Source organism: Bradyrhizobium sp. WSM1417, from assembly GCF_000515415.1.
Classification (GTDB): Bacteria; Pseudomonadota; Alphaproteobacteria; order Rhizobiales; family Xanthobacteraceae; genus Bradyrhizobium.
In genome coordinates this window covers 5,839,964-5,853,318 of the sequence record NZ_KI911783.1, presented here as the reverse complement: position 1 = coordinate 5,853,318, position 13,355 = coordinate 5,839,964, and the positions used below count along the sequence as shown (strand labels likewise).

Genomic DNA, 13,355 nt, shown 5'->3' with positions numbered 1-13,355 from the left:
GACGACGATGGCTGGTGAAGCACCGGAACTGAGTGCGGAAGAACGGGCGGGCCGCCCCTTTCCGGTGTCGTGGGACCAGTTCCACCGGGATTGCCGGGCGCTGACCTGGCGGCTTAACGAGGTTGGTCCGTTTCATGCGGTGATCGCGATCACCCGCGGCGGCCTGGTGCCGGCCGCGATCGTGGCGCGCGAACTCGGCGTGCGCGTGATCGATACGGTCTGCATCGCCAGCTACGACCACGACAAGCAGGGCGACCTCAAAGTGCTGAAGGGCATCTCCGAAGACGTGATGAAGCTTGGCGGCGGCACCGGCAAGGGGCTCCTGATCGTCGACGACCTCGTCGACACCGGCAAGACCGGCAAGCTGGTGCGCGCGATGCTGCCCGATGCGCATTTCGCCACGGTCTACGCCAAGCCGAAGGGACGTCCCCTGGTCGACACCTTCATCACCGAAGTCTCGCAGGACACCTGGATCTTCTTCCCCTGGGACACCGCGCTGTCCTATCACCCGCCGCTTCGCGACGGGGCGGCGTGATTATCGCCGTCATTGCGAGCGCAGCGAAGCAATCCAGAAATGTGTCCGCGGAAACAGTCTGGATTGCGTCGTCGCTTCGCTCCTCGCAATGACGGGCGGAGGCGACCATGCCCCTGCAAAATCGCGTCACGCCGACTGGCGAGATCATCGCGACGCCGCACCGCGGCCTGTTCACCGGCAATCGCGGCATCATCCACGATCCCGCGACCAAGACGCTACTGAAGAAGCGCTGGTCGTCGCCGGCCTGGATCGTTTGTCTGTGTGAATTCCGGGGCTGGCGGCGGCCGGTGATGGCGCGGCGGAGCTGGACCGAGCTGTTCTTCCTCGACGAGGCCACCGCCTTTGCCGCAGGCCACCGTCCCTGCTTCTTCTGCCGCCGCGACGATGCCAAACGCTTTCGCGTTGCATGGGAGACGGGCAACGGCGCCAGCGGCATCAGCGCCAAGGCGATGGATGCCGTATTGCATCGGGAACGGCTCGATCGTGGCAAGAAACGGCTGCATGCGCTGCCGAGGCCGCTCGCGGAATTGCCAGACGGCGCGATGGTGCAACAGGGCGATGACTGCTTCCTCATCGCGCAGGGCAAGGCGCTGCTGTGGTCATTTGCGGGCTACGCCGCGCATCCGAGCGCCCTCGATGATCCGTTGTTGCTGACGCCGCCTTCCACGCTGCGCGCGATCATCGCTGGATATCAGCCTGTGCTGCATCCGACCGCGCGCAGCTAGCGCAGCGGCTTACCGTTTTCATCCACTGTCGTCCGCGCATCCCGTAACGCCCATTCGCGGATCACTTGGCGGCAGCGCGTCAGCTCGGCTTCGCTCGCAACATTCGCATCCTTCGACGTACGCTCCACGATTGCTTTGCAATTGAGAAGTACGGAACGATCCTCTGCGCGCGCCGACAGCGCCAACGCTGCAAGCGCTGCGATGGTGAACGCCAGTCGGATCACATCCTTAACCCAGCTTCTCGCGTGCCAGCGCGGCACCGGCGCCGAGCGCCATCAGCTTGGCTTCGGCGATATCGCGCCGCATCGGCGCCATGCCGCAATTGGTGGTGGCGATGATGTTGCTCTTGGGTACGAATTTCGACACCGCGTCGATGACCTGCACGACATCCTCGGCGGTCTCGACCGTGTCGCTGGCGACGTCGATTACGCCGGCCTGCACGATCTTGGTCTTGAGCAGGGCAAGCAGGTCAAGCGGGACTTTCGAGTTGCGGCACTCGATCGCGACCTGCTGAATCGGGCTGGCGTCGATCGCGGGAAAGATCTGCTCGTACTGCCGCCATTGCGTGCCGAGCGTTTCCTTCCAGTCGGTGTTGGCCTTGATACCGTAGCCGTAGCAGATATGCACGGCGGTGGCGCAGGTCAGGCCCTGCGCGGCGCGCTCCAGCGCCTTGATGCCCCAATCGTTGACCTCGTCCATGTAGACGTTGAACGCGGGTTCGTCGAACTGCACGAGATCGACGCCGTCGGCCTGGAGCGCCTTGGCTTCCTCGTTGAGGAGTTCGGCGAATGCAAAGGCCATCTTGACGCGATCGCCATAGTAGCGATCGGCAATGGTGTCGATGATCGTCATCGGGCCGGGCAGGGTGAATTTCAGCTTCTTCCTCGTGTGCGCGCGGGCGACGCGCGCCTCGTCGGCGTGGACGCGGCTCTTCAGCCGGAGCGGGGCGACGACCTGCGGCACCATCGCCTTGTAGCGATCCTTGCGGATGCCCATCTCGACCTTGTGGGCGAAATCGATGCCCTCGATCTTCTCCAGAAAACCGTGGACGAAATGTTGCCGGGCCTGCTCGCCCTCGGTGACGATGTCGATGCCGGCATCCTCCTGGACTTTGACGGCAAGCATCGTCGCATCGCGCTTGGCGCGGACGAGCTCGTCGCCTTGCGACTTCCAGGGCGCCCAGAGCATGTTGGGTTCGGCGAGCCATTCCGGTTTCGGCAAGGAGCCGGCGATCGTGGTTGGAAACAGCATGGCGGCCCTCTCGGCGGGTTATGATTGCGCCCCTTCCTGCCATGTCTTAACGTCGAGGTACAGAACAACAAAAGTCGCCTTGAAACCGGCGGCGCCGGACCGGAAACGCCATGATCGAATTCTTCTTCGACTGTTCCAGCCCCTGGACCTATCTCGCCTTCCACAACATCCAGCCGCTGGCCAGGGAGGTTGGCGCGGAGATCATCTGGCGGCCGATCCTGGTGGGCGGCATCTTCAATACGGTCAACCCAAGTGTCTATGCGCAGCGTGAGACACCGGTGCCGCTGAAGGCGCGCTACATGAAAAAGGACCTCGCCGACTGGTCGCGCTCGGCCGGTCTGGCGATCAAGATGCCGCCGACGGTATTTCCGGTCAACAGCGTCAAAGCGATGCGCGGCTGCATCTGGCTCGGGCAGGAATCCGTGCCTTTCGCCACGGCGGTGTTCGAGACCTATTGGGGCGAGGACAAGGACATCTCGCAGGACGCGGTGCTCGCCGAGATCTGCAGGAAGGTCGGCGTCGACGAGCAGAAATTCTTCGCCGGCATTTCGGGGCAGGGGATCAAGGACCAGCTCAAGGCCAACACCGAAGAGGTCGTCGCCCGCGGCGGCTTTGGCTCGCCGACGATCTTTGTCGGCAAGACCGACATGTATTTCGGCAACGACCGCCTGCCGTTGATCCGCGAGGCGCTGCTGCGCGGCAAGGCGAGCGCGGCCTGATGGTGCGGGCTGTCGTCTGCCGCGCGCTCGGCGCGCCCGAAAAATTGCAGCTCGAAGAGTTTCCGTCGCGCGACCTGAAGCCGGGCGAAGTGCGCGTCGCGATCCTTGCCGCCGGCTTGAATTTTCCCGACGTGCTGATGGCGGCTGGCGAATACCAGCTCAAGCCGGAGCTGCCGTTCACGCCGGGCGTGGAGGCGGCCGGCTACGTGACCGAGGTCGGCGCAGGGGCGAGCGGCGTCGCCGTCGGCGACAAGGTCATCGTCAAGATGCGGCACGGTGCCTTCACGGATGAAGCAGTGGTGATGCCGTCGCAGCTCACGCCGATGCCGTCGACGTTCGACTATGCGGAAGCCGCGACCTATCTCGCCGGGCACGGCACCGCCTATCACGCGCTGATCGACCGCGGCCGGGTTGCGCCGGGCGAGGTGCTGCTGGTGCATGGCGCCGGCGGGGGCGTGGGCCTTGCTGCCGTGGAGATCGGCAAGATGCTGGGTGCGACCGTGATCGCGACGGCGTCCAGCGACGAAAAGCTCGCGATCGCCAAGGCGCGGGGCGCCGATCATCTCGTGCGCTACGACCGCGAGCCGTTTCGTGATGCTGTCAAACGGATCACCGACGGTCGCGGTGCCGACGTCGTGTTCGATCCCGTTGGCGGCGAAGTGTTCGAGAGCTCGATGCGTTGCATCGCCTGGGGTGCGCGGCTGCTGGTGATCGGCTTCACCGGCGGCATCGGCTCGGCGAAAACCAATCTCCTGCTGATCAAGGGCGCCAGCGTGCTCGGCGTGCGAGCGGGCGAAGCGGTACGGAAAAATCCCGCACTCGGCGAGGTGCGCCTGAAGGCGCTGGTCCAATGGGCCGAGGAGGGCAAGTTGCGCCCCAACGTCTCGCACCGCCTGCCGCTGGAGGACGTTGCGAAGGCGATGCGGCTGTTGCTCGACCGCAAGGCGATCGGGCGCGTGGCGTTGTTGATGGACTAAGGCTGTCATGCCCCGCGCAGGCGGGGCATCCAGTAATCGCCAGCGATCGCGATAATGTCCGCCGGTGGATACTTGGATCACCCGCCTTCGCGGGTGATGACAGCGGAGCAAGAAGATCCCATTCCCGTCACTTGTACTCCCGCTCCGTCCACCACGGGAAATAATCCGGCATGTCGCTCGACACCTTGTTCTTGAACTGCGCGGGGCGCTTTTCCAGGAACGACACCACGCCTTCCTTCACATCGTCCGAACGGCCGCGGGCGTAGATGCCGCGGCTGTCGACCTTGTGGGCCTCCATCGGATCGTCGGCGCCCATCATGCGCCACATCATCTGGCGGATCAGTGCCACCGACACCGGCGCCGTCTTCGCCGCGAATTCCTTGGCGAGCGCGCGGGCGGTCGGCAGCAGATCATCAGGAGCTACGACCTTGCTGACGAGGCGTCCGGCGAGGGCTTCCTGCGCCGGGAAGACGCGGCCCGAATAGCACCACTCCAGCGCCTGCGAGATGCCGACGATGCGCGGCAGGAACCAGCTCGAGGCGGCCTCCGGCACGATGCCGCGCTGGGAGAACACGAAGCCGAAGCGCGCGGCATCGGAGGCGATGCGGATGTCCATCGCGAGCTGCATGGTGACGCCGATGCCGACCGCGGGACCGTTGACCGCAGCGATCACAGGCTTGAGGCATTTGAAGATGCGCAGGGTCACCTGGCCACCGCCGTCGCGCACCTGGGAATCGCTGTAATCGGCCTTTCCGTCGGCGAAGCGTTTTACGGGCCCGCGCCGTGCGTCGCGATCAAAGGTGTCGGCGCCCGACGACAGGTCTGCGCCCGCGCAAAAACCGCGGCCGGCGCCTGTGACGATGATGGCGCGGACGTCGTCGTCCTTGTCGGCGGCGTCGAACGCGTCGATCAGCTCTCCTTGCATCTGCGCGTTGAAGGCGTTGAGCTTGTCGGGCCGGTTCAGCGTGATGGTCAGGATCTGCTCGGCGACCTCGTATTTGATCGTCTCATACGCCATGGTGGTTTCCTTCCCTGTCCTGAATTCTGTCTCGAAGAGACGTCATGCATGGACGCCAGCGTCCGTCTTGCGCGGACTGGGCGTTTGGTGGCCAGGCTCTACTTCGCCGGCGGGCTCGGCCAAGGTCTCTGTGGCCCGCGCAGGCTCTCAAAAGCCTTGGCCATGCCAAGCACGCCGATATCGTCGAAGCGGCGGCCGACGATCTGCACGCCGATGGGAAAACCCTTGGCGTCGAAGCCGCCGTTGATGGAGACCGCCGGATTCTCCGACATATTCCACGGGACGGTATAGGCGATGTGCTCAAACGGCTTCATGGGATCGTTGGTCGGCGAGGCCCACTCCGCCGGATAATTCACGTTCGGCGCGGTCGGCGAGATCACATAGTCGAGCTCGCAGAACAGCTTTGATGCCGCCGCGCGGATTGCCATGGTCTGGTTGAAGCCGCGGATGACGTCGACGCCCGAGAGCTTCGCGCCGGACTCGCCCCACTTGAAAATGTAGGGGAGCACCTTGGCCTGTTCGGCGGGCGTCAGCTTCGACAGATCATCCCACATCCGCGCGCGCCAAAAGTTGTCGAGGCCGTCGAGCATCTCGCGCGTGAGGATGCCGTCGACTTCGGTGACGACGGCGCCTGCGGATTCGAACGCTTTCGCCGCCTTCACCGCGACCTCGCGCACCGTTTTCTCCAGCGCGAGGCCAACGCCGGGATCGAGCATCAAGCCGATGCGGAGTTTGCGCACGGATTTCTCCAGCCCCTTCCAGTTGAGGGGCTCCGCGGGCAGGCTCGTGCCGTCGCGCCGGTCGGGTTTCGCGATCGCGCTCATCATCAGCGCGCAATCGTCGACGGTGCGGGTCATGGGACCGGCGACGCGGCCGACATAGGCGGGATCGATCGGCACGCGGCCAAAGCTCGGCTTCAATCCGACGAGGCCGCACCAGCCGGCGGGCAGGCGGACCGAGCCGCCGATATCGGTGCCGAGATGCAGCGGACCATAGCCGGCCGCGGCCGCGGCGCCCGCGCCGGCGCTCGAGCCGCCGGGGTTCTTGGAGAGGTCCCAGGGATTGCGCGCGAGCGCATGGAAAGAGGACAGCCCCGAGGACAGCATGCCGTAGTCGGGCATGGTGGTCTTGGCGAAGATGATCGCACCGGCTTCGCGCAGGCGCGCGGCGGGTGGTGCGTCCTTCTCCGCCGGCACGAGCTTGACGCTGGCCGCGCCCAGCGGCACCGGCACGCCCTTGGTCGCGATGTTGTCCTTCACCGTCACCGGCACGCCGTCGAGCGCGCCGGAGGGCTCGCCCCCGGACCAGCGCGCGGTCGAAGCCTTCGCGGTCTCGCGCGCGCCGTCGGGATCGAATGCATAAAGCGCCTTGAGGTGCGGCTCCCACGCGGCGACGTGCGCGAGCACGTCTTCCAGCACCTCGCTCGGCGAGAACTGCTTGGCGCGATAGCCCGCGATCAGGTCGACCGCGGAGAGATCGTGCAGCGAGGTGACTTCCTCTTCGACACCCTTTTTATGCATGGGCACCCACCGGCATCCGGGTCTCGATGATCCGGGCGAACATGCTGGCACCGATCGGCAGAATCTTGTCGTCGAGCACGAAGCCGGGATTGTGCACGGGCACGGAGCCGTCGTGGCCGACCCAGAAATAGGCGCCGGGAATGGTTTGCAGCATGTCGGCAAAATCCTCGCTGCCCATCTTCGGCTGGGCGCGGGTTATCACGTTGGCGGGGTCGACGATGGTGCGCGCGACCTCCTCGACCACCTTGGACTGCTCGACTTGGTTGACCAGCACATCGAAGGTGTCGCGGATATCGACGTCGATCACGCACTGATAGGCGCTCGCGATGCCGGCGCAGATCGTGCGAATGCGTTCGCTGATCAGGGTGCGGACTTCTTTCGAGAAGGTGCGGATGGTGCCGCAGAGATGCGCTTCGCCGGGGATGACGTTGTAGGCGGAGCCGGCATGGATCTGCGTGATCGAGACGACTGCGGCCTGCAGCGGCTCGACGTTGCGGCTGACGATGGTCTGGATCGCCTGCGCCAGCGTGGTCGCGATGATCACCGCGTCCTTGGAGCGCTCCGGCATCGCGCCATGCGCGCCGTAGCCGGTGATGCGGAGGTCGAAGAAGTCGGCACTGGCCATCGCGGGGCCGGGCAGGATCGCGATCTCGCCATGGTTCAGGTCGGGCGCGTTGTGCAGGCCGTAGAGCTCGTCGCAGGGAAACTTCTCGAACAGTCCGTCCTTGATCATCGCGCGGGCGCCGCCGAGGCCTTCCTCGGCCGGCTGGAAGATCAGGTGCACTGTGCCGTCGAAATTCTTGGTTTCGGCGAGGTAGCGCGCGGTGCCGAGCAGCATGGTGGTGTGGCCGTCATGGCCACAGCCGTGGAAGCGGCCCGGGATCTTCGAGCTCCATTTCAGATTGGTGTTCTCCTCCATCGGCAGCGCGTCCATGTCGGCGCGAAGCCCGATACGCTTGCCGCTCGAACCCTTGCCTTTGATGACGCCGATCACGCCGGTGCCGCCGAGACCGCGATGCACCTCGATGCCCCAGCTCTTCAGCTTGTCCGCGACGATGCCGGAGGTGCGCACTTCCTCGAAGCCGATTTCCGGATGGGCATGAAGGTCGCGCCTGATAGCGGTGAGTTCGTCGGCATAGCCGTCGATGCGATCGATCGTGGGCATGTGTTCTGTCCAGTTAGCGTGAGGAGGGAGTGAAAACGGGGCCGTTCGGCTTGATGCGGATGCCCGGCCGCAGGCGCGTCCATGGCAGCGTGGCTGTGTCCGCGGGCATCGCGCCGGGTGCGGCGCAGATCATCAGCTTTTCCGCGATCGGCTCGAAATCGGCGCGGAAGTGCACCGAGCTCTTGTTGACCAAAATCTTTTGTTCGGTCGGCTCGATGCCGACATAGCGGTACATGGCCTGGTCGGCGAGCTGGGCCTTGTGCGAGCTCACGACGATTCGGACGTCGCCGATCCGAAGGCAGGCGGACGGGCCCATCTCCATCTCGCGGCCGCCATAGTAGGGCCCGGGCGCGATGAAGCGGCCGTCGGAGAGTTTTTCGACCACGAAGGTCTCACGATAGGGCTCGTCACCGGGAATGCCGGACTTGCCGCCGAGCGACAGCGTCACGGTGGCGCCGGCGCCGGCTGCATGCGCGGCCTTGGCCGATTCCGGATCGTAGATCGCGCCGGTCGCGGCGCTGGCCTTGTTGCGGACCAGCGCGCGCAACATGCCCGTGGTATCGGAATCGCCGCCGGCGCCGGGATTGTCCTGGGTGTCGGCGATGATGATCGGCCTGCTGGCGCCCTTCGAGAGTTCCATCGCGTGGCGCACGCCGTCATCGGGTGACCAGATCTTGCCGTCGAAATCGTCCTCGTGGCCTTCGATCAGCCTCACGATCGCATCCGCCGCGCTGTCGGCATCGGCTTGCGTCTTGCCATAGGCGAACACGCTCGGCCCGCAATCGCGGAAATCGGCGGCGGGGAAGCCGGGCGCGAAGGACAGGGTCGGGACCACGTCGCTCTCCAGCGCGGCAAGCTTTTCGTAGATGCCCTTGGTGGGCTGGTCGTTGGTGCACTGCCAGCTGATCGGAATCAGGAACGGCAATTGCCGGAAGGCCTTTGCGAAACGCTGCTTTGTCTTCAGAAGCAATGCGAGGTGTCGCGCGGAGGCGCGGCCGGTCTCGGCCATGTCGACATGGGGATAGGTGCGGTAGGCGATCAGCGCGTCCGCATGCTCCATCATCTCGGGCGTGACGTTGGCGTGGAGATCGAGGCTGGTGACCAGCGGAATATCCTTGCCGATGACGCGGCGCACGCGCGCGAGAATCTCGCCTTCGCCGTCGTCGAGATGTTCCGTGACCATCGCGCCGTGCAGATCGAGATAGACGGCGTCGATCGGGCCGGCGGCAGCAATGCCATCGACCATGACCTTCACGATGCGCTCGAAGGCGTCTTTGGTGACATGCGCCGAAGGGCTCGCGCCGCAGGCAATCGTTGGAATGAGTTCCCAGCCGTTGGCCTGGGCGCTGTCGACGAACCCGGCGAGGCCGACATTGATGCGGCGCATCACCTTCAGTACGTCGGGACCTTGCGTCATCGCCGGCCAGCCGCCGCCGTGCTGGAAGTCCGCGAAGGTCGCCTTCGTCGGAGCGAAGGTGTTGGTCTCGTGCAGGAAGCCACCGACGGCGATACGTGTCATCAACTCAAGTCCAGCAATTGAAAGTGCGCGACGTTAGCCCTGTGCTTGCGGCGAGAGCAAGCCGGGAAGCAATCGCGCCATGCATGGCGTCAAGCCGTTTTGGGAATGCTGCGGATGGGGTGTTAGTTGGAGCCAAAGACGCCACCAAGTTCTCGGGGTCGTCCCGGCGAAGGCCGGGACCCATAACCCCAGGGAGCAGTTTGGCGAAGATTGGATGTTTGGGATAAGCGCCACACGCGATGGATAGATCACGCGGTATGGGTCCCGGCCTTCGCCGGGACGACGCCGGAGCATGCTGCTATGCCGTGGCCGCCACGCCCTCCGACACCGGCCGGAAGTTCGCAAAATCCCAGCCGCGGCCTGGCGCTGCCTCGAGCAAGGCTCTGGTGTAGGCTTCCTTCGGATGCGTCAGCACTTCGGCGGCCGGGCCCTGCTCGACGACGCGGCCGTGTTGCATCACCACGACCTCGTCGCAGATCTGAGCGGCGACGCGCAGATCGTGCGTGATGAACAGGATGGCGATGCCGAGCCGCTTCTGGATCTCGTCGAACAGTTCCAGCACCTGCGCCTGCACGGAGACGTCGAGGGCGGAGACCGCCTCGTCCGCGACCAGCACGTCGGGATCGAGCGCGAGCGCGCGGGCGATCGCAATGCGCTGACGCTGGCCGCCGGAGAATTGGTGCGGATAGCGCGCGACCGCATCGGCGGGCAGGCCGACCAGCTCCAGCAATTCGCGCGCACGCTTCATTGCGTCGGCATGCGACACGCCGTAATTGATCGGACCTTCCGCGATGCTTTCGCCGACAGTGACGCGCGGGTTGAGCGAGCGGTAGGGGTCCTGGAATACGATCTGGATCTTCTTGCGATGCGGCTGCAACAGCCGCCGCGAGATGTCCGAGATCTCGCGGCCGGAAAGGCGGACGCCGCCGGAGGTCGGGTCGATCAGGCGGACGATGCAGCGCGCCACGGTCGATTTGCCTGAGCCGCTCTCGCCGACGATGCCGAGCGTGCGGCCCTTGCGCAGCGTCAGCGTGACCTTATCGGCGGCGACGACTTCGCGGCCTTTCCCGAAGAACGCGCGCTCGCGGTAGACCTTGCCGAGCTCGTTGGCTTCCAGCACCACCGGTTCCTTGGTCTCAGGCCGCGCCGCGCGCGGCACCAGGCTCGGCACTGCCGAGAGCAGGTTGCGGGTGTACTCCATGGTCGGATTGCGCAGGATGGAATCCAGCGTTCCGGTCTCGACCAGTCGGCCCTGCCGCATCACCGCGACGCGGTCAGCGATTTCGGCGACCACGCCCATGTCGTGGGTGATGAACAGCACGGCGGTTCCGTGATCGCGCTGGAGGTCGCGGATCAGGGTCAAAATCTGCTTCTGCGTCGTGACGTCGAGCGCGGTGGTCGGCTCGTCGGCGATGAGCAGCTTCGGTTCGAGCACGAGTGCCATCGCGATCATGATGCGCTGGCGCTGACCGCCGGAGAGGCGGTGAGGGTAGGAGGCAAAGATACGCTCGACCTGGGGCAGGCGCACCTGCTCCATCATGTCGAGGATACGCTTCTTGCGCGCCTTCGCATCGAGTTTGGTGTGCGCGCGGAGAACCTCGTCGATCTGGCGGCCGACCGGCATCACCGGATTGAGCGCGGTCATCGGCTCCTGGAAGATCATCGCCATCCGGGTCGCGCGGAGCTGCCGCAGGCGGCGGTCGGTCGCGGTGAGAATCTCCTCGCCGACCAGCTTGACGCTGCCGCCGGTGGGAATCAGCGTGCCCTTCGGCAGCAGGCCCATCGTGGTCAGCGAGGTCACCGACTTGCCCGAGCCGCTTTCGCCGACGAGGCACAGCGTCTCGCGCTCGTGCACCTGGATCGAGATGCCGTCGATGATGTTTGCAGCATTCGGCTTCTTGCCGACGGAGACGACGAGGTTGTTGATGTCGAGGATCGGGCTGGTCATCACTTGATCGGTCATCATTTGCCTTCCCGCTGCTTCATGCGCGGATCGAGTGCGTCGCGGGCGGCGTCGCCGATCAAATTGATGCTGAGGATCGCGATCGAGAGCAGCAGGCCCGGCCAGAAGATCAGCGTCGGCTTGAGCTGGAAGTACTGGCGACCCTCGGCCATGATGTTGCCCCAGGTCGGCGTTTCCGGCGAGATGCCGGCGCCGAGGAAGGACAGGATGGCCTCGGTGAGGATCGCGGATGCGCAGACATAACTGCCCTGCACGATCAGCGGTGCGATCGTGTTCGGCATCAAATGCCGCCACATGATCTTTGGCAGGGATGTGCCGACCGAGATCGCCGCTTCAACATAGGGCTCTTCGCGCGCCGATAGCACGACCGAGCGCACCAGGCGTGCCACGCGCGGAACTTCGGGGATCGTGATCGCGATCAGCACGGTCCAGAGGCTGGCGCCGGACAGCGACACTACGGCGATTGCCAGCAGGATGCTCGGCATTGCCATCAGTCCGTCCATGATCCGCATCATGACCGAATCGACCAGCTTGAAGAAGCCGGAGACGAGGCCGATCGCCAAACCAATGACGATCGACATGATCGCCGAGCCGATGCCGATCAGAAGCGAAATGCGTCCGCCATACATGACGCGCGACAGCAGGTCGCGGCCATAGGCGTCGGTGCCGAGCAGGAATTGCGCTGAAGAGGGCTTCAGCCGCTGCGAGGGCGCAAGCTGGATCGGATCATACGGCGCGATCAACGGCGCCAGGATCGAGATCAGCACAACCAACGCGAGGCAGATGGTCGCTGCCGCGATGATCGGCGTCGATGTCAGGAATCCGAAGCGTGGCCGCAGCGGCGACGTGATCGGGATGGAGGACTGGGGAAGGGTATCGACCGACATTCTTGTTGTTATCCTTAGCCCTAGTACCGGATCCGGGGATCGAGCAGCGTGTAGGCGACGTCGATCAGGAGATTGACGACGACATAGATCAACGACGTCAGCAAGATCATCGCCTGGATCACCGGATAGTCCCGCGCCAGCACCGCATCCACCGTGAGGCGGCCGATGCCGGGGATGTTGAACACGCTCTCGGTGACGACGACCCCGGAGATCAAAAGTGCAAAGCCGGTCCCGATCACTGTGATCACGGGCACGGCGGCGTTGCGTAGCGCATGGCGCATCATCACGGCGACTTCGTTGATGCCTTTTGCGCGCGCGGTGCGGACGTAGTCCTCGCCGAGCACGTCGAGCATCGCCGCGCGCGTCATGCGCGCGATCAACGCGATGTAGATAAAGGACAGCGCGCAGGTGGGCAGGATGATGCGCTCGAAGAACGGCCCAAAACCGTTCGAGATGCTGCGGAAGCCCTGTACCGGCACCCAGCGCAGGTCGATCGCGAAGACCTCGATCAGGATGTAGCCGACCACGAACACCGGCACCGAGAAGCCGAGCACGGACAGGCCCATCACGAAGCGGTCGATCCAGGTGCCGTGCTTCCAGGCCGCGATCACGCCCAGGGGAACAGCGACGATGACGGCGAGGATGATGGTCGACAGTGCGATCGAGATCGACGGCTCGACCCGCTGGCCGATCATCTTCATCACCGGAAGGTTGGAGATGAGTGACGTTCCAAGATCGCCATGCAGCAGCTTGTTCAGCCAGGTGATGAACTGCACGATCAGCGGCTCGTTGAGGCCGAGCGAGGTCCGGATGCGCTCGAGCCGCTCCGGCGTAGCGTTGTCGCCGGCAAGAATCGCGGCGGGATCGCCCGGGGTGAGGCGGAGCAGGAGGAAGACGAACAGCGCCACCACGCCCATCACGGGCACGGCGGCGAGAATTCGGCGAAGGAGATATCCGAGCAAGTTGGATCCCGTCAGATTAGAGTCAAATCAGAGACAGCGGCTGAAGGGCTGCGTTCTGCCACCAGCCTAACATTTCAGCAATTCCCATGCCATCCGGGCCACGGTTTTTGCAGT

At 64.8% G+C, this 13,355-nt stretch carries 13 protein-coding genes; 4 read left to right on the top strand and 9 right to left on the bottom strand.

From position 1 onward, the window contains the following. The first annotated feature begins 7 nt into the window (after positions 1–7). Both gpt and BRA1417_RS0128790 read left to right on the top strand, forming a co-directional pair. Positions 8–535 carry a xanthine phosphoribosyltransferase gene (gene gpt / locus BRA1417_RS0128795; RefSeq protein ID WP_007602504.1) on the top strand — a complete coding sequence of 176 codons (528 nt, stop codon included), beginning with the start codon at positions 8–10 and terminating at the stop codon, positions 533–535. 107 nt (positions 536–642) lie between these two features. Then, positions 643–1,260 carry a hypothetical protein gene (locus BRA1417_RS0128790; RefSeq protein WP_027518747.1) on the top strand — a complete coding sequence of 206 codons (618 nt, stop codon included), beginning with the start codon at positions 643–645 and terminating at the stop codon, positions 1,258–1,260. On the opposite strand, the gene BRA1417_RS0128785 is transcribed toward BRA1417_RS0128790, so the two are convergent. Then, positions 1,257–1,484 (bottom strand): hypothetical protein, encoded by a 228-nt coding sequence (locus BRA1417_RS0128785; protein ID WP_027518746.1) that lies wholly within the window; start codon positions 1,482–1,484, stop codon positions 1,257–1,259. The two genes, BRA1417_RS0128790 and BRA1417_RS0128785, sit on opposite strands and share 4 nt — an antisense overlap. A gap of 4 nt (positions 1,485–1,488) precedes the next feature. Beyond that, on the bottom strand, positions 1,489–2,511 hold the full coding sequence (locus tag BRA1417_RS0128780) for a methionine synthase (protein ID WP_027518745.1): 1,023 nt from the start codon (positions 2,509–2,511) through the stop codon (positions 1,489–1,491). A gap of 110 nt (positions 2,512–2,621) precedes the next feature. Here BRA1417_RS0128780 and BRA1417_RS0128775 point away from each other — a divergent pair, with 110 nt between their 5' ends. Both BRA1417_RS0128775 and BRA1417_RS0128770 read left to right on the top strand, forming a co-directional pair. Then, complete coding sequence (locus tag BRA1417_RS0128775) at positions 2,622–3,230, top strand: 2-hydroxychromene-2-carboxylate isomerase (protein WP_027518744.1); 609 nt, start codon at positions 2,622–2,624, stop codon at positions 3,228–3,230. Further along, entirely contained in the window at positions 3,230–4,207 is a 978-nt protein-coding gene (locus BRA1417_RS0128770; protein ID WP_027518743.1) for an NADPH:quinone oxidoreductase family protein, read from the top strand. The genes BRA1417_RS0128775 and BRA1417_RS0128770 overlap by 1 nt, the downstream gene beginning before the upstream one ends. Before the next feature lie 127 nt (positions 4,208–4,334). On the opposite strand, the gene BRA1417_RS0128765 is transcribed toward BRA1417_RS0128770, so the two are convergent. The 7 genes from BRA1417_RS0128765 to BRA1417_RS0128735 form a co-directional block, all read right to left on the bottom strand. Continuing rightward, the gene (locus BRA1417_RS0128765) at positions 4,335–5,225 is read right to left on the bottom strand and encodes a crotonase/enoyl-CoA hydratase family protein (protein ID WP_027518742.1); all 891 of its coding nucleotides are present in this window, start codon (positions 5,223–5,225) and stop codon (positions 4,335–4,337) included. A 98-nt stretch (positions 5,226–5,323) separates the two neighbouring features. Then, the gene (locus BRA1417_RS0128760; protein ID WP_027518741.1) at positions 5,324–6,745 is read right to left on the bottom strand and encodes an amidase; all 1,422 of its coding nucleotides are present in this window, start codon (positions 6,743–6,745) and stop codon (positions 5,324–5,326) included. Continuing rightward, positions 6,738–7,910: a M20 aminoacylase family protein gene (locus BRA1417_RS0128755; protein WP_027518740.1), complete on the bottom strand. Its 1,173-nt coding sequence runs from the start codon at positions 7,908–7,910 to the stop codon at positions 6,738–6,740. The genes BRA1417_RS0128760 and BRA1417_RS0128755 overlap by 8 nt, the downstream gene beginning before the upstream one ends. A 13-nt stretch (positions 7,911–7,923) precedes the next feature. After that, positions 7,924–9,429 carry a M81 family metallopeptidase gene (locus BRA1417_RS0128750; protein WP_027518739.1) on the bottom strand — a complete coding sequence of 502 codons (1,506 nt, stop codon included), beginning with the start codon at positions 9,427–9,429 and terminating at the stop codon, positions 7,924–7,926. A gap of 298 nt (positions 9,430–9,727) precedes the next feature. Then, the gene (locus tag BRA1417_RS0128745) at positions 9,728–11,377 is read right to left on the bottom strand and encodes an ABC transporter ATP-binding protein (RefSeq protein ID WP_027518738.1); all 1,650 of its coding nucleotides are present in this window, start codon (positions 11,375–11,377) and stop codon (positions 9,728–9,730) included. 14 nt (positions 11,378–11,391) lie between these two features. Beyond that, a complete protein-coding gene (locus tag BRA1417_RS0128740) occupies positions 11,392–12,279 on the bottom strand; it encodes an ABC transporter permease (RefSeq protein WP_007611875.1) in 888 nt (295 codons plus the stop codon). Positions 12,280–12,299: 20 nt separating this feature from the next. Beyond that, a complete protein-coding gene (locus BRA1417_RS0128735) occupies positions 12,300–13,241 on the bottom strand; it encodes an ABC transporter permease (protein WP_007602533.1) in 942 nt (313 codons plus the stop codon). Positions 13,242–13,355: the final 114 nt, after the last annotated feature.